We start from the raw sequence: 15,812 nt of genomic DNA, 5'->3' as shown, positions 1-15,812 counted from the left end.
GGATGACCTTCGACGGCCTTCGGGCCAAGACGGTCGTCTCGCTGGCGGGGCTTCTGGGACTCTTCGTCGTCTACACCTCGGCGGCGGGTCCCTTCGAGAGCCTCGTCCAGCGCCCCGTCTTCCTTGCCTTGGCAGTCTGTTTGGGTCTTGCGCTCTACCCTCTTTTTCCCAATTCCCGGTGGCGGTCCCTCGGCCTCGCGATCGATCTTGCCGCTGCGGCCCTGACGATCGGAAGCTGCGCCTACGTCGCAGCGAACTACAAGCGGATCATGGAGAATCTGCCCTGGGCGGAGCCGCACGATCTGGTCATGGTGTCCGCCCTGGTGCTGATCGTGCTGGAGCTGTCGCGCCGCGCCATCGGGCTGATCTTTCCTGTCCTCGTCCTGGCCGGTCTCGGCTATGCGATGCTGGGGCAGCATTTGCCCGGCGCCCTCGCTCATCGCGGCTTCGGACCGGATTTCGTCGCCGAGACGCTTCTACTGGGCGACCTGGGCCTCTGGGGTCTGCTGGTCGGCGTCGCGGCGACGACCATCGCCGCCTTCGTGGTCTTCGGGGCGATGATTCTCAACACCGGCGGCGGCCAGACCTTCATCGATCTGGCGATGCGCCTGGGTGGGCGCAGCCCGGGCGGCGGGGCCAAGATCGCCGCCATCGCCTCCGCCCTGTTCGGCATGTTGAGCGGCAGCGCGGTTGCCAACGTAGCCACCACCGGAAACTTCACGATCCCCCTCATGAAGCGTCTGCGCTATCCGCCGTCCTTCGCCGGGGGCGTGGAGGCGGTCGCCTCGACCGGCGGGCAGATTACGCCGCCGGTGCTTGGGGCGGCGGCCTTCGTCATGGCCGAGATCCTCGGCGTCAGCTATGCCACCATCGCCATGGCCGCGCTGATGCCGGCACTGCTGTTCTTCGCGGCCATGTTCCTGACGATCCACGTGTCGGCGGTCCGGCTGGGGCTTGGCGTCGTGCCCGAGGACGAAGTGCCGTCCTGGTCCCGGATCGCGCGCCTGTCCAAGATCCTGCCGCTGCTTGCGGCGCTCGGCGGCCTGACGGCGGGCATTCTGATGGGTCGCTCGATCCAGACCGCCGCCTTCTACGGCATCGCCAGTCTGACGGCGACCTTTCTGATCTTTTCCCTGCTCGAACGCCGGCCGCCGCGGGAGGTCGCCGGCCAGCTCGTCAAGGGGCTGGTCGACGGCGGACGCGGCCTCGTGATCATCGGCGTGTTGCTGGCGGGCGCCCAGATCCTCGTGGCGATGATCAACCTGACAGGCGTCGGCGTCGCCATGTCCGGCGCCGTGGCGGCCGTCGCCCAAGGTGAAGTGCTGGCGCTGGCTCTGATCGTCGCCGCGGTCTGCCTGGTCATGGGAATGGGCATTCCGACCACGGCCGCCTATGTCCTGGTGGCTGCGGTGATGGCGCCGGCCCTGGTGCAGGTCGGGGTGCCGGAGCTGACCAGCCACATGTTCGTGTTCTACTACGCCACCCTGTCGGTCATCACGCCGCCGGTCTGCGTGGGCGTGTTCGTCGCCGCAGGTATCGCACGCAGCGACTGGACCTCGGTGGCGGGGGTGGCTCTGAAGTTGGCCGGGGTCGCCTATGCCATCCCGTTTCTCTTCATCGTCTATCCCGGCATTCTCGGCGGCGGCGGGCCGCTGGCCATCGCCAATGCACTGGCCACCGGCGGCCTCTTCGTCGTCAGTGTCGCGTTGCTGCTCGGCGGACAGTCGGTGACGCGGAGTCCCTGGCTCGACCGCGTCATGCTGCTGTCGGCCGCAGGGCTGGCACTGGTCGACGCCTGGCCGGCCCTCCTGGCCGCTTTTGCCATCCTATTCGGGCTGGCCGGGCTGCGGAACGCGCAAAGGCGGCACGCCCCGGCCGACCCGTCGGGCTGAGAGGCCTGCGCCGCCTTGCCCAGGTGCTGAGCGAGCCTGGGGCCTAGGTCAGACTCATGTCGTCGCTGGTGGCGATCACGATTTCGGCCGCCTCTTGGATCAGGACAGGACGCCGTCCGCCGCTATCGCCGCGTCGTCTTCGGGCCGCCAGTCGGAGTCGAAGAGGGCCGTGCGCAAGCTCAGCCAGGACTCACGATCCGGCGCCGAGAGCAGGCCGATGCCCTGCCCGTCCTGCGGCCGATAGAGGCGCCGGTCGAGCAGACAGGAGTGCCCGCCGGCCTCCCGATGAATCAAGACGCCGGCCAGGTGGTCCCAGGGCTTGGTGCTGCTGAAGAGCGTGAAGTGAGTCTCGCCAGCGGCCAACCGCATGTACTCCTGACCGGAACAGCGCAGGCTGCGAACCTGGCGAACCTTGCCTCGGTTGCGCTCGACCTTGGTCTTGAGGGCCGCACGACCCCGAAAACCTGCATGCAGGGTGCCACTGAGCTCCGCCGGAGGTCCCGCCGGCGCCACACGCAGCCGGGTTCCTGCCAGCCAGGCGCCACCGCCCCGTTCCGCCGTCGCGGTGACGGTCCGCACGGGGTCGTGAATCCAACCGGCCAGCGTCTCCTCGCCCCGACAAAGCGCGACGATGACGGCGAAGAAGGGGTCGCCGTGCGCGAAGTTGAACGTTCCGTCGACCGGGTCCACCACCCAGACCGGTGCGTCGCTCCCTGCGAGCGCCTCAATCGAAAGCTCGCCGCGCGCCACCATCTCCTCGCCCAAGACCCAAGAGCCGGGCAACAATCCGGGCAAGCGCTCGGCCAAGGCCGTCTCGGCCTCCTCGTCGGCCACCGTCACGAAATCGTTGACGCCTTTGTCGCGCACCTCATGGGCTTCGAGCGCGCGGAAGCGCGGCAGCACCACCTCGGCGGCTACCTCGGCGATCACCGCCTCAACCTGTTTCGGATCGATCTGCATCGTGCCTCAAGAATAGGATTCCGGCGAAAGCGCACAAGGCACCGCCTCCGCACTGGACCGCAGTCACAAAGAAACGGGCCGCGAGACAGAGGTCTCGCGGCCCGATCCCATCGGACGCGGTCGGTCCGAGCGACGGAGCTTATTAGAAGCCCATGCCGCCCATACCGCCCATGCCACTCATGTCCGGCGCGCCGGCCGGCATGTCGTCCTTTTTCTCCGGCTTCTCGGCCACCATCGCCTCGGTGGTGATCATCAGGCCGGCAACCGAAGCTGCATCCTGCAGCGCGGTGCGCACGACCTTCGTCGGGTCGATGATACCGGCCTTGACCAGGTCACAGTAGGCACCGGCATAAGCGTCGAAGCCGTGGTTCTTGTCTTTCTGCTCCAACAGCTTTCCGACGACCACCGAGCCGTCGCTGCCGGCGTTCTCGACGATCTGACGGATCGGGGACTGTAGCGCGCGGCGGACGATATCGATGCCGACACGCTGGTCGTCGTTGGCCGGGGTCAGCTTCTCGAGACCCTTGGTGGCGTAGAGCAGAGCGGTTCCACCGCCGGGGACGATGCCCTCCTCGACCGCCGCACGGGTCGCGTGCATGGCATCGTCGACGCGGTCCTTCTTCTCCTTCACCTCAATCTCGGTCGAGCCGCCGACGCGGATCACCGCGACGCCGCCGGCCAGCTTGGCCAGCCGCTCCTGCAGCTTCTCACGGTCGTAGTCCGAGCTGGTCTCCTCGACCTGAGCGCGGATCTGACCGCAGCGAGCCTCGATGTCCTTCTTCTTGCCGGCACCGTCGACGATCGTGGTCTCTTCCTTGGTGATCGTCACCTTCTTGGCTTGGCCGAGCATCTTCACGTCAACGTTCTCGAGCTTGATGCCCAGGTCCTCGCTAACGACCTGACCGCCGGTCAGGGTCGCGATGTCCTCCAGCATGGCCTTGCGGCGGTCGCCGAAGCCCGGAGCCTTCACGGCCGCGACCTTGAGGCCGCCGCGCAGCTTGTTGACCACCAGGGTCGCCAGAGCCTCGCCCTCGACGTCCTCGGCGATGATCAGCAGCGGCCGGCTGGACTGCACGACCGACTCCAGCAAGGGCAGGATCGGCTGCAGGCCGGACAGCTTCTTCTCGTGGAGCAGGATGTAGGGGTTCTCCAGCTCGCAGACCATCTTCTCGGCGTTGGTCACGAAGTAGGGGCTGAGGTAGCCGCGGTCGAACTGCATGCCCTCGACCACGTCCAGCTCGGTGTCCAGGCTCTTGGCCTCTTCGACCGTGATCACGCCCTCGTTGCCGACGCGCTGCATGGCGTCGGCGATCATGTCACCGATTTCCTTGTCGCCGTTGGCCGAGATCGTGCCGACCTGAGCCACTTCGTCCGGGTTGGAGATCTTCTTCGAGCGCTTCTTCAAGTCGGCCACGACGGACTCGACCGCCATGTCGACGCCGCGCTTGAGGTCCATCGGGTTCATGCCGGCGGCAACGGCTTTGGAGCCCTCGCGCACGATGGACTGGGCCAGTACGGTCGCCGTGGTGGTGCCATCACCCGCCAGATCGTTCGTCTTGCTGGCGACTTCGCGCACCATCTGGGCGCCCATGTTCTCGAACTTGTCGGCAAGCTCGATCTCCTTGGCCACCGTCACGCCGTCCTTGGTCGTGCGGGGCGAGCCGAAGGACTTGTCGAGCACCACGTTACGGCCCTTGGGACCGAGGGTGACCTTGACCGCATCGGCCAGAATGTCGACGCCGCGCAGCATCCGCTGGCGGGCGTCGGAAGAAAAGCGAACGTCTTTCGCTGCCATCTCGTAACCTTTCCTTGTCTTAGCGTGAGTGCGCCAGCCTCAAAGGGCGTGAGCGCGCGGGCCTTGCAGGCGTCACGCTTACTCGATCACGCCCATGATGTCGGACTCGCGCATGATCAGCAGGTCCTTGCCGTCGATCTTGACCTCGGTCCCCGACCACTTGCCGTAGAGCACCTTGTCGTTCTTCTTGACGTCCAGGGCCGTCAGCTTGCCGTCGTCGCCACGCGAACCGGGGCCGGCCGCGATGACCTTGCCCTGCATCGGCTTTTCTTTGGCAGTGTCCGGAATGATGATGCCGCCGGTGGTCTTTTCCTCGTCTTGCAGAGGCTCGACGACCACGCGGTCGTGCAGCGGCCGAAACTTCATGGAGCTCCTCCCTTTGGGGCGGTTGGTCATGGATCACTGTGAAGACAGCCGGCGCGCGAACTGCAGCGACCGGCCATTAGCACTCCCGTGCCGAGAGTGCTGAGGTGCATATATGAGGGGTCGCCGGAGTGTCAACCGAAAGCGGCAGCCATCACAAAAGCTTCGCGTTCGGCGCCGTTAGCGCGTTCGCAAACCACGGATCCGGGCCGCCTCTCCGTAGCGGCGGCGAAACCGCTCTAGGTCGGCCGGGTCGAGACTGACGGTCAGGTGCGCCTGGTCCTCGTCGTCGCGCCGCCCCGTGACCTGCCCATGCCGATAGAGCCAGGCGATCGCCTCTCCATTCGCGAGATCGAGCGAACAGGCGACCGAACGATGGCCGGCCTGAAGCCGGCGTTCAACCATGGCCAGCAAGGCCTCCAGGCCCATGCCCTCGACAGCCGACACGCAGACCTGATCATCGCGCCGCTCAGCCTGAGCGGCCAGAACCTCGCGCGACTCGCTGTCCAGCAGGTCGATCTTGTTCAGGACTTCCAGAACCGGCTGGCGCCCCTCCCCCTCGGCTTCTACGCCCAGATCCGACAGCACCTCTAGCACGCTGAGGCGTTGGGACTCGCTGTCAGGATGGGCAATGTCGCGAACATGCAGGATCAGGTCCGCCTCCAGCACTTCTTCCAAGGTCGCCCGGAAAGCCGCGACCAGGTCGGTCGGCAGATCCGAGATGAAGCCGACGGTGTCGGAGAGGATCACGGTCAGGCCGCTCGGCAGCTCCAAGCGCCGCATCGTCGGATCGAGGGTCGCGAAAAGCAGATCGCGGGCAAAGACTTGCGCCTGCGTCAAATGATTGAACAGGGTGGATTTCCCGGCGTTGGTGTAGCCAACCAGCGCGACCACGGGAAAGGGCACACGGCGACGGGCCGAGCGATGTAGCTCGCGGGTCCGCTTGACCTGGTCCAACTCCCGTTTCAGCCGAGTGATCCGGTCGGTGATCAGGCGACGGTCGATCTCCAACTGGCTCTCGCCAGGCCCGCCGAGGAAACCGAACCCGCCGCGCTGGCGCTCCAAGTGGGTCCAGGATCGCACCAGGCGAGACCGCTGATAACTGAGGTGCGCCAGCTCGACCTGGAGCTGCCCCTCCTTGGTGCGCGCCCGTTCGCCGAAGATCTCCAGGATCAGTCCGGTCCGGTCGATCACCTTGCACTTCAGTGCCCGTTCGAGATTGCGCTGCTGCACCGGCGAGAGCTGTGCGTCAACGACGGCGACCTCCACCTGCGCCCGCTCGATCTCGGACGCCAACTGCTCCACCTGTCCGCTGCCGAACAGGGTCGCCGGACGACGGCGGTCTACCCGGACCACGGTCTCCAGCACGACCTTGACGTCGATAGCTTCAGTCAAGCCCACCGCCTCGGCCAGACGCGCCTCAGCGTTTCGAGGGTCCTGGGCGGAAGGACCGTCGCGCAAGCTCGGATGGATGACGCAGGCGAACGTCACCTTGCCATTGTCGCGAGATGGCGTTCTGCCACCCTGTCCCTTCGCAGTCGGCGCCCGTCCATCGGGGACTTTTGCATTCGGGACATCGGAACTCCGCGTCACGTCCGAACCCGCAAGGTCACGCCTGGGCCTGGGCCTCTTCGCGGTCGCTCGGTTCGAACAGCGAGATCGGCGCCGACGGCATGACAGTAGAGATGGCGTGCTTGTAGACCAGCTGAGAATGCGCATCGCGCCGCAGCAGGACGCAGAAGTTGTCGAACCACGTAACAATGCCCTGCAATTTTACGCCATTAACGAGAAAAATCGTGACCGGTACCTTGTTCTTGCGGATGTGATTGAGAAAAACATCCTGCACATTTTGCGACTTTTCGCCGGCCATCACGTGTGTCCCTGTTGTTCTTGTTCAGGCCCGATTGTTGTTTGAGCGCGCAGGCCGCCGGGCCGGTACGACCTGTCACACAAAGACACGGCGCGCCACGCTTTCCTGGCGAACCGACCTCCGGCAGGTAGTATGCAGAAGCTTGGTTTAAAAGGAAACCGAGGCGCTTTTCTTTGTCACCGGCTGCCGCGCCGCCTCCTCACCGGTGCAGCGTCAATGCCAGCAAGGCATCGAAGCTGGTGACATGGACCGCCGGCTCGTGCCCCGGAAACTCGCCCACCGCCGGCGGTTCGTCGCGGATCAGGATGGGCGTGCAGCCCGCGTTGACCGCGCACCGCAGGTCGATGTCGGTGTCGCCGACGAACCACACGCTGGGCCCGGCCACGCATCCGCTTTCATCCAGAGCGAGATCGACTGGGTCGCGAGCCGGCTTGTCGCGCGCCGCGTCGGTGGCACCGACCAGACGATGAAAATGCCCGGCCCAACCAAGCTGTTCGGCCTCGGTGCGCAGGAACCGGCCTGTCTTGTTGCTTACCACGCCAAGCGTCAAATCGGATCGCCGCGCCAGTTCGGCCAGCAGGGCGCCGGCGCCGCTGCGTTCGCGCAGATGGTCCAGGTGATCGCGCTCGAAAGCCTCGTAGAACAGGCGCGTGGCCTCCTCCGCGCGGCTTCCGAACAGAGCCGGGAAAGCCTCGCGCGCCGACTGCCGGACGTTGGCCCGGGTCTCCTCGAGCGTCCAAGGGCGCTCGCCTAGAGCCTCGAAAGTGACCTTCAGCGCGTGATGAATGGTCGACCAGGTATCGACCAGGGTGTTGTCCCAGTCGAACAGCAACGCCTGCGGCGGTGGCAGGAGAGCTACAGCCGGATCGCCGCCCGCGGCAGGGCGACCGGTCATGCTGCGGTCTTGGCCTCTTCGGCGCCGGACGCACCGCCTGCCGCGCCTTCGATATGGCTCACGTAGGCCTCGCGGAGCTTCATGGTCAAAATGCCCGGATGGCCGTTGCCGACCGGTTTGCCGTCGATCGCGGTGACCGGCATCACGTAGTTGGTCGAGGAGGTGATGAAGGCTTCCTTGGCGGCTCGCGCCTCTTCCACCGTGAAGGCACGCTCTTCGAAGGTCACGCCCTCCTCCGCGATGCGGTCGAGCAGCGCCATCCGAGTGATCCCGTTCAGGATATCCTGGTTGGCGTTGCGTGTGACCAACACGTTGTCCTGGGTGACGATCCAGGCGTTGGTCGAGGTGCCCTCCGTGACCCGGCCGTCCGCTTCGACCATCCAGGCCTCCATGGCGCCGGCCTCGTGGGCCTGCTGCTTGGCCAGGCAGTTGGGCAGCAGCGAAACCGACTTGATGTCGCGGCGCGCCCAGCGAATGTCGGGAACGGTGATGACGGACACGCCCTTCTCCAGTTTCTCGGGCGATGCCGGTTTCATCTGGCGCACGGTCATGACCACAGCCGGCTTGGCCGCCGTCGGAAACTTGTGGTCGCGCGGTGCCACGCCGCGCGTGATCTGCATGTAGAGAAACCCGTTGCTAAGCTGGTTTCGGCGCATCACCTGCCGGCTGATCAGCTTAAGGGCCTCGCGCCGCATCGGCATGGCGATCCGCAGTTCACCGAGCGAGCGCTCCAGGCGGTCGAGATGCAGCTCCTCGTCGACCAGAATACCCCTGTGCACCGGGACGACTTCGTAGACGCCATCGGCGAACTGATAGCCGCGGTCTTCGATGTGAACGGCGGCCTTGGCGTGGGGCAGGTAACGGCCGTTGACGTAAGCGGTGCGAGGCATGGCTTCTCCGGCGGACTGAAGAGAGATCGGGTCGTGGATGCTCCATAGCAGGAGATAGAGCGCTTGTCTGTATGGCGAAGTCTTCCCGCCGAAGTCTTTCCGGCCCCTCGCCCAACATCACATGGAACTAGAAAAACTCGAGCTTCACCGCAAAGAGCTTCTCCACCTTCTTCACCGCGGAGCTGGCCGCGAAGATCGTCACCAGGTCGCCGGCCCGGATCACCGTGTCGCCACGCGGCACGATCACCTCGTCGTCGCGCAGCAGCGCACCTACGACGACGTCCTCGGGCAGCTTGGCATCGCGCAGTGGCTTACCGACCAGGCGGCTCGTCTCCATCGCCTCCGCCTCGATGATCTCGCCGAGATCCTCCGACAGGGAATAGACGGCGCGAATGCGCCCGCGCCGGACATGCTGGAGGATCGTCGAGACCGTGATCGCGCGCGGGCTGACCACCGTGTCGATGCCAAGCGGCCCCACCAACTGACCGTAGCTGGTCGAATTGACTAGGGTGACCGCCCGCATGCAGCCATGCCGCTTGGCCAGCAGCGACGCGAGAATGTTCACCTCGTCGTCGTTGGTGACGGCGATCACCGTCTCAGTGTTCCCGATGTTGCATTCGCCCAGGATATCCAGGTCCAGAGCATCGCCGTGAATGACAACGGAGCGCTTGAGGGTCTGCGCGACCAACTCAGCCCTCTGCTTGTCCATCTCGACCAAGCGGAGCTGCACCTCCGGCTGCTCCTGCTCCATGATCTGCGCCAGATTGAGACCGATGTTGCCGCCACCCAGGATCACCACGCGCCGGGCCTGGCGCTCGTCGTGTCCGAAGGTCAGCAAGGCCCGGGTGAGATGGGCCGAATCGCAGACGAAGTAGGCATCGTCGCCGGGTTTCAACTCGCTGTCGCCATGGGCGACGATGCCCTGCCCGTTCCGCTCGATCCCGACGATGGAGATGTGCAGATCCGGGAATAGCCCAGTGAGCTGCCGCAGGGGCGTATTGATGATCGGCGTGTCCTCGAGCACATGCACCCCGATCAAGGAGATGCGGCCGTCGGCCAGGCTGATGGCGTCGAACGCGCCGGGAATCGACAGACGGCGGCTGATCGCGCGGGCCACCTCGATCTCCGGCGAGATGATCACGTCGATCGGCAGGTTGTCATGGCTGAAGAGGTCTGACCAGACGGGGTCGAGGTAGCTCTGATGCCGCACTCGAGCGATCTTCGTCGGCACCTCGAACAGGGAGTGGCAGATCTGACAGGCGACCATGTTCACTTCGTCGGCATAGGTCACCGCGATCACCATGTCGGCGTCGGCCGCGCCAGCCTGTTTCAGGACCTCCGGATGGCTGGCGAAACCGACCAGACCGCTGACGTCCAGGCTGTCCGTGATGCGCTGCACCAGCTCCGGAGAGATGTCGATCACCGTCACATCGGCGTTCTCGCTCGCCAAATAGCGTGCGATATTGAAACCGACCTGGCCGGCACCGCAAACGATGACCTTCATGGCGAAGCGAGTGTTGGCATGAAGAAGCCTCTACTGAACGGCCAGGGAGAGGTTAGCGGTCGGCGCTGTTAATGCCGAGCGATCGGAGCTTGCGATGCAAGGCCGAGCGTTCCATGCCGACGAAAGCGGCCGTGCGGGAAATGTTGCCGCCAAAGCGGGTCACCTGGGCTTCCAGATACTGCCGTTCGAACTGTTCGCGGGCCTGACGGAGAGGCAGCGCCATAATCTCCGCCGCGCCCGAACCTTGCAAGACCGGCGGTGCGGAGGAACTGACGTCGGGCGGCAGGTGCTCGGCCCGCACCGGCTCCTCCGCTGCGCCGGGCGCCATGATCAGCAGCCAGTCTATGACGTTGCGCAGCTGGCGCACGTTGCCGGGCCATTCATAGGTCTGCAGAGCCGTGATCGCATCGTCGCCCAGCCGCCGCCCGGCGATGCCGGCGGAGTCCGCCGAACGCTGGAGGAAATGCTCGACCAAAGAAGGGATATCGTCGCGCCGTTCCCGCAGAGAGGGGACATGGAGCGGGACCACGTTCAGTCGATAAAAGAGGTCTTCGCGAAAGCGCCCCTCCCCGATCAGCGCTGCCAGATCGCGGTTGGTCGAGGCGATCACCCGCACATCGACTTCCACCGGCCGGCTGCCGCCGACACGCGTGAAGGATTGGTCCTGTAGGACCCGAACGATCTTGCCCTGGGTCTCCAGGGGCATATCGGCGACCTCGTCGAGCAGCAGCGTACCTCCGTGGGCGCGCTCGAAGGTGCCGATCTTGCCAGAGCCGTCTTGGCCGTTCGAACCCGGGCCGTTCGAACCCGGCTCGACGCCGAAAAGCTCCTGCTCGATCCGCTCCGGATGCATGGTGGCGCAGTTCAGCACGACGAAGGGGCCGTTCGCGCGCTTCGAACTCTGGTGGAGCTGGCGCGCCGCAACCTCCTTGCCGGCGCCGGCCGGGCCGGTAATCAGCACGCGGCTTCCGGTCGGCGCCACCCTCAGCAGACCCTGACGCAGTTGCTGGATCGCGCTGCAGCGGCCGATCAGTTCGTTTTCGGTGCTGCCGCGCAGGCGAAGCTCGGCATTCTCTTGACGCAGGCGCGCCGCCTCGATGGCCCGCTGTACGATCAGTAGCAGGCGGTCCGCCTTGAAGGGCTTTTCGATGAAGTCGTAGGCGCCGTCCTTGATCGCCTCCACCGCCGTTTCAATGGTGCCGTGGCCGGAGATCATCACCACGGGCAGGCCCGGCTGTTCGCGCTGCAGGGCGCGCAAAAGGTCCAAGCCGTCGAGCCGCGAGTTGTTGAGCCAAATATCGAGGACCAGCAGGTTGGGCCGGCGGGCCCGGATCGCCTCCAACGCGGAATCCGAGTCGGCCGCCGTGCGCACGCTGTAACCTTCGTCTTCGAGAATACCTTGAATCAGCAGCCGGATATCGGCTTCGTCGTCGACAATCAGAATGTCGTCCGCCATGAAGGATCGCCTGGTTCTTAAAGGTTGGAAATTGCCCGAGGGGATGCGGCCTCGCTATCCGAGGGTTCGCGATCAGTGGTTTCACTGTCCAAAGACTTGCCGGAGTTGGCCGTGCTGGATGCCGCGCGGTCAGCCTCCGCGGAATCAGCCGCCGCCGGGCGGCTCCCGGACCTACCCGCATCTCCAGAAACGGCTGTCTCCTCACCAGAGGCAAAGGTCAAGCAGACCAGCGCACCGCTTCCCTCGGGGTTGTCGGCAAGCCGCAAGCTGCCGCCGTGGTCTTCCATGATCTTCTTCACGATCGCCAGCCCGAGGCCGGTGCCCTTATCGCGCGTCGTCACGTAGGGTTCCGTGAGGCGCTCGCGGTTCTCGCGCGGTAGGCCACGCCCATTGTCCGCAACAGTTATGGCCCAGCCGTCCTCGCTTTCGCCGAGCCGTACAGAGATGCGGCCTGGTGCGGACGCCTCCTCTCCGGCTTCCCGCTCCGCCGCGACACGTGCCTCCACGGCCTCCGCTGCGTTCTTCAGGATATTGGTGAGTGCCCGGTTGATCTGCGCGGAGTCGATGGCCCGCAACACCGGCCTGCCCGGCAGGTCCAACGCGAAGTCGATTTCCGCGTGGCCATTGGCCTGCAGGACCACCGCTTCCTTGAGCAACCGGCCGAGATCGCTTTCGCGCATCTGCGGTGCCGGCATGCGCGCGAAGGAAGAGAACTCGTCCACCATGCGGCCGATATCGCCGACATGCCGCACGATGGTGTCCGACAGCACGCCGAAGGTCTCGGCATCCTCGTCGATCTGCTTCAGGTACTTGCGTTTCAGGCGCTCGGCCGAGAGCTGGATCGGAGTCAGCGGATTCTTGATTTCATGGGCGATGCGCCGCGCGACATCCGCCCAAGCTGCCTTGCGTTGCGCGGATAGTAGGTCGCTCACATCGTCGAAGGTCACGACATATCCAATGATTCCTTCCACGTCCCGTTCAGCCATCACCCGGACAAACAGCGTGCGTGCGCCGTCCTGCCGCGGCAGGACCACCTCGCTCTCGTGCACCCGGCCGGGTCGCCGGCGCGCGCGAAGCAGCAACTCGCGTACGTCGCGCGAAAGCTTCGACAGTTTGCGTCCGCGCAGCTGCTCCGCATCGACCTGCAACAGCTCACAGGCCGCCCTGTTCGGCAGCACGACCTGCCCCTCGCGGTCCAGCGAGATCACGCCCGAGGACACGCCGGACAGGACGGCTTCGATGAAGCGGCGCCGTTCCTCGAGCTGCCGATTGGCGTTTAGCAACTCGCGCCGCTGCCGTTCGAGCTGCGACGTCATCCTGTTGAAGCTGCCCGCCAGGACGCCGACCTCGTCGCTTTGCTCGTCGTCCGGCTCGTCCACCCGCGCGCTGAGATCGCCCTGTCCCACGCTTTCCGCCGCCGAGATCAGGCGACCGATGGGCGTACTGAGACGGTCGGCGAAGGCGAGCCCCACCCAGACGGCCGCCATCAGCAGCAGCAAGGCCACGACCAGGAAGATCACCGCAAAGGTGATGATCATTCGGTTCCGCTCGCCCTCGAGCTGCTGATAGAGTTGCACGGCCGTCGCAGACTGGTCCATGTGCGCGAGCACGCGCGGGTCGATCACGCGACCGACCACCAGATAGCTGCCCTGCATCTGGTCGAGAGCCACCACAGCACGTACACGGTCGTCGCTTTCGGCCCGGAAGATCAGCGCTTCGCCACGATCGGCCGCATTCCAGGCCCAGGCGGGCAAACGTGGGTCGAACTCCAGGGCCAGCGAGACCCCGCCGCGGGCCAACACCTGGCCTTCGCGGGTCAGAACGGCCGCCTCGGAGAGCGAACGCAGGGAAGCCTGTCGCGCAATCAGCTGATCGAGGCGCCGGGTGTCGGCGCCGAACACGGAGAGTTGCCGATCCACTTCGGACGCCATGGAGACCGCGTCGGCGTTGATGGCACGGGCATGCTCGTCGAGGTAGGAGCGCGCCACAGCCATGGACTCGCCCACCGCCGTGCTGACTTTCTCGCTGAACCAGCCCTGCAGTCCGTAGTCAAACAACAGCACAGAGAAGACGGCCACGATGACCGTCGGCGTGGCTGTCACCAGTGCGAACAGGCCGACGAGCCGCGCATGCAGCCGGGCGCCCGCACGATTGCGCCGCCGGGCAATCCAGAGAATGGCGACCCGGCGGGCGATCAGCACGCCGAAGGCCAGCAGCAGAGCCAGATTGAGATTGATGAGCAGCAGGACGTCGCGCGGATCCGCCAAGGCGTCGATCCGCCGCGTCATGGCAGCGAAGGTGACGAAGCCCACCGCGACGGCCGCGACCAGCAGCACGACCGCCAAGCGTTGTTCGAGCTTCACACGCCCGGCCCAGGCCGCAAAACGCCGCCAAGGACGGGCGCTCCCGAGCAGAGGAGACGTGCGTTCGGGCCGCTCTCGCTCGGTCGTGCCCTGGGTCGCGCCCGGGGTTGCTTCTGCCTCTATGTCCGCCTCGACGGTCATGATGGCGGATCGGTCTCCAGGATCGATGTTCAGACGCGTCTATTGGGCCACTCTGTTGCGAGAAAGCAACAGATAAATCGCTCTCTCCGGCCGATTATGCAGCGGGCACTGTCGGTTTGCGAAGCTCGGCGAAACCCAAAGCAGCCCGAAACGCGCCAAGACCCGACACCCGGCGCTACTTCAGTCCACGCACGACCTCGATATCCAGATCGCGGATTTTCTTTCGAAGCGTATTGCGGTTGAGGCCGAGAAGGCTGGCCGCCTTCAACTGGTTGCCGCGGGTCGCCGCCAGGGTCAACTCGATCAGCGGCCGTTCGATTTCGCGCAGCACTCGCTCGTAGAGTCCGCTGGCTGGCAGCTCGTTCTTATGGGCGGCGAAATAGTCTCGCAGATGCCGCTCGACGCTCTCACCCAGGGAGCCACCCGCCGGAACGACCGGCGTCCGCGTCCCGCTCGCGATGTCGCCCGGCGCTTCGGCCAGCTCGCTTCGAATGACGCCGACGTCGATCACTTCCTGGCTGTAGAGGGCGGCCAGTCGGCGGACGAGGTTCTCCAGCTCGCGCACGTTGCCCTGCCAGGTGTGATTGCGCAGATAGGCCATGGCATCAGCCGCCAGGGTCTTCGTCGGCAGCCCCTCGGCCCCGACCTGTCGGAAGAAGTGACGAACCAGTTCGGGGATGTCTTCCGTGCGCTCGCGCAAGGGCGGTAAGCGAATCGGCACCACGTTGAGTCGGTAGAAGAGGTCTTCGCGGAACTCGCCGGCGCGCACCATCTGGCGAAGATCGCGGTGGGTGGCTGCGACGATGCGCACATCTGCGCGGATCGGCGTTCGGCCACCCACTGTCGTGTACTCGCCCTCCTGCAGTACGCGCAGCAGCCGGGTCTGGGCCTCCAGCGGCATGTCACCGATCTCGTCGAGGAACAAGGTCCCGCCGGCCGCCTGTTCGAAGCGGCCAGCACTGCGGGCCTGCGCCCCGGTGAAGGCGCCCTTCTCGTGGCCGAAGAGCTCGCTCTCGATCAGTTCGCGCGGAATCGCCGCCATGTTGATGGGGACGAAGGCACCGGTCCGACGCTTGCCATAGTCATGCAGAGCGCGAGCAACCAGTTCCTTGCCCGTGCCGGACTCGCCATAGATCATCACCGTCAGGTCGGTGCCCATCAGGCGCGCCAGGACGCGATAGATCTCCTGCATCGCCGGCGACCGGCCGATGAGAGGCAGCCGCTCTTCGTCTTCGGCCGTCAGGCTCGCCACCGGACCGTCATGGGGTTGCGACAGCGCGCGCGCCACGGCGCCGACCAGTTCGCGCAGATCGAAGGGTTTCGGCAAATACTCGAAAGCGCCGCGCTCGGTCGCCTTCACGGCCGTCAGCAGAGTGTTCTGCGCGCTCATGACCAGAATGCGCAGCTCCGGCCGAACCTTCTTGATACGCGGAATCAGATCGAGACCGTTGTCGTCCGGCATCACGACGTCGGTGATGACCAGATCGCCTTCGCCCTCCCGGACCCATTGCCAGAGGGTGCCCGCCGTATCGGTCGTGCGCACCTCGTAGCCTTCGCGCCCCAGGGCTTGGGACAGCACCGTGCGGATGGCGCGGTCGTCGTCGGCGACGAGAATCTTGGCTGCGGTCATAGCCGGTTTCCCCCGTCGGGTCCCAGATCGGTCTTCACGTCTGGCGTCACAGT

At 65.6% G+C, this 15,812-nt stretch carries 12 protein-coding genes; 1 reads left to right on the top strand and 11 read right to left on the bottom strand.

The window, feature by feature from the left end; genetic code table 11:
* Nucleotides 1-2 precede the first annotated feature (2 nt).
* On the top strand, nucleotides 3-1,892 hold the full coding sequence (locus ACO054_RS06395; protein WP_421709606.1) for a TRAP transporter permease: 1,890 nt from the start codon (nucleotides 3-5) through the stop codon (nucleotides 1,890-1,892).
* 99 nt (nucleotides 1,893-1,991) lie between these two features.
* Here ACO054_RS06395 and ACO054_RS06390 read toward each other — a convergent pair whose 3' ends face one another.
* The 11 genes from ACO054_RS06390 to ntrC form a co-directional block, all read right to left on the bottom strand.
* On the bottom strand, nucleotides 1,992-2,852 hold the full coding sequence (locus ACO054_RS06390) for an inositol monophosphatase family protein (RefSeq protein ID WP_421709605.1): 861 nt from the start codon (nucleotides 2,850-2,852) through the stop codon (nucleotides 1,992-1,994).
* A gap of 142 nt (nucleotides 2,853-2,994) precedes the next feature.
* Nucleotides 2,995-4,647 (bottom strand): chaperonin GroEL, encoded by a 1,653-nt coding sequence (groL, locus tag ACO054_RS06385; RefSeq protein WP_421709604.1) that lies wholly within the window; start codon nucleotides 4,645-4,647, stop codon nucleotides 2,995-2,997.
* Nucleotides 4,648-4,725: 78 nt separating this feature from the next.
* Complete coding sequence (locus tag ACO054_RS06380; protein WP_421709603.1) at nucleotides 4,726-5,013, bottom strand: co-chaperone GroES; 288 nt, start codon at nucleotides 5,011-5,013, stop codon at nucleotides 4,726-4,728.
* Between the two features lie 177 nt (nucleotides 5,014-5,190).
* Complete coding sequence (gene hflX / locus ACO054_RS06375) at nucleotides 5,191-6,501, bottom strand: GTPase HflX (protein ID WP_421709602.1); 1,311 nt, start codon at nucleotides 6,499-6,501, stop codon at nucleotides 5,191-5,193.
* Between the two features lie 118 nt (nucleotides 6,502-6,619).
* Nucleotides 6,620-6,880 (bottom strand): RNA chaperone Hfq, encoded by a 261-nt coding sequence (hfq, locus tag ACO054_RS06370; RefSeq protein WP_421709601.1) that lies wholly within the window; start codon nucleotides 6,878-6,880, stop codon nucleotides 6,620-6,622.
* Between the two features lie 199 nt (nucleotides 6,881-7,079).
* Nucleotides 7,080-7,775 (bottom strand): HAD family hydrolase, encoded by a 696-nt coding sequence (locus ACO054_RS06365; protein ID WP_421709600.1) that lies wholly within the window; start codon nucleotides 7,773-7,775, stop codon nucleotides 7,080-7,082.
* Nucleotides 7,772-8,665, bottom strand: a complete 894-nt coding sequence (locus tag ACO054_RS06360) for a D-amino-acid transaminase (protein ID WP_421709599.1) — start codon at nucleotides 8,663-8,665, stop codon at nucleotides 7,772-7,774. Before ACO054_RS06360 ends, ACO054_RS06365 begins: the two co-directional genes overlap by 4 nt.
* A gap of 127 nt (nucleotides 8,666-8,792) precedes the next feature.
* The gene (trkA, locus tag ACO054_RS06355) at nucleotides 8,793-10,169 is read right to left on the bottom strand and encodes a Trk system potassium transporter TrkA (protein WP_421709598.1); all 1,377 of its coding nucleotides are present in this window, start codon (nucleotides 10,167-10,169) and stop codon (nucleotides 8,793-8,795) included.
* A gap of 52 nt (nucleotides 10,170-10,221) precedes the next feature.
* Nucleotides 10,222-11,625: a sigma-54-dependent transcriptional regulator gene (locus ACO054_RS06350; RefSeq protein WP_421709597.1), complete on the bottom strand. Its 1,404-nt coding sequence runs from the start codon at nucleotides 11,623-11,625 to the stop codon at nucleotides 10,222-10,224.
* Between the two features lie 17 nt (nucleotides 11,626-11,642).
* Entirely contained in the window at nucleotides 11,643-14,129 is a 2,487-nt protein-coding gene (locus ACO054_RS06345; RefSeq protein ID WP_421709596.1) for an ATP-binding protein, read from the bottom strand.
* Between the two features lie 175 nt (nucleotides 14,130-14,304).
* Nucleotides 14,305-15,759 carry a nitrogen regulation protein NR(I) gene (ntrC, locus tag ACO054_RS06340; RefSeq protein ID WP_421709595.1) on the bottom strand — a complete coding sequence of 485 codons (1,455 nt, stop codon included), beginning with the start codon at nucleotides 15,757-15,759 and terminating at the stop codon, nucleotides 14,305-14,307.
* Nucleotides 15,760-15,812: the final 53 nt, after the last annotated feature.

Source organism: Algihabitans sp., assembly GCF_965226985.1.
Lineage (GTDB): Bacteria > Pseudomonadota > Alphaproteobacteria > Kiloniellales > DSM-21159 > Algihabitans.
This window is presented reverse-complemented; position numbering and strand designations above follow the sequence as displayed.

Excerpts from the sequence above, each read along its gene's own strand:
- ACO054_RS06365 (WP_421709600.1), bottom strand. The coding sequence starts at position 7,775 with ATGACCGGTCGCCCTGCCGCGGGCGGCGATCCGGCTGTAGCTCTCCTG.
- ACO054_RS06380 (WP_421709603.1), bottom strand. The coding sequence starts at position 5,013 with ATGAAGTTTCGGCCGCTGCACGACCGCGTGGTCGTCGAGCCTCTGCAA.
- ACO054_RS06360 (WP_421709599.1), bottom strand. The coding sequence starts at position 8,665 with ATGCCTCGCACCGCTTACGTCAACGGCCGTTACCTGCCCCACGCCAAG.
- hfq (WP_421709601.1), bottom strand. The coding sequence starts at position 6,880 with ATGGCCGGCGAAAAGTCGCAAAATGTGCAGGATGTTTTTCTCAATCAC.
- ACO054_RS06345 (WP_421709596.1), bottom strand. The coding sequence starts at position 14,129 with ATGACCGTCGAGGCGGACATAGAGGCAGAAGCAACCCCGGGCGCGACC.
- ntrC (WP_421709595.1), bottom strand. The coding sequence starts at position 15,759 with ATGACCGCAGCCAAGATTCTCGTCGCCGACGACGACCGCGCCATCCGC.
- ACO054_RS06390 (WP_421709605.1), bottom strand. The coding sequence starts at position 2,852 with ATGCAGATCGATCCGAAACAGGTTGAGGCGGTGATCGCCGAGGTAGCC.
- ACO054_RS06395 (WP_421709606.1), top strand. The coding sequence starts at position 3 with ATGACCTTCGACGGCCTTCGGGCCAAGACGGTCGTCTCGCTGGCGGGG.
- ACO054_RS06350 (WP_421709597.1), bottom strand. The coding sequence starts at position 11,625 with ATGGCGGACGACATTCTGATTGTCGACGACGAAGCCGATATCCGGCTG.
- groL (WP_421709604.1), bottom strand. The coding sequence starts at position 4,647 with ATGGCAGCGAAAGACGTTCGCTTTTCTTCCGACGCCCGCCAGCGGATG.
- trkA (WP_421709598.1), bottom strand. The coding sequence starts at position 10,169 with ATGAAGGTCATCGTTTGCGGTGCCGGCCAGGTCGGTTTCAATATCGCA.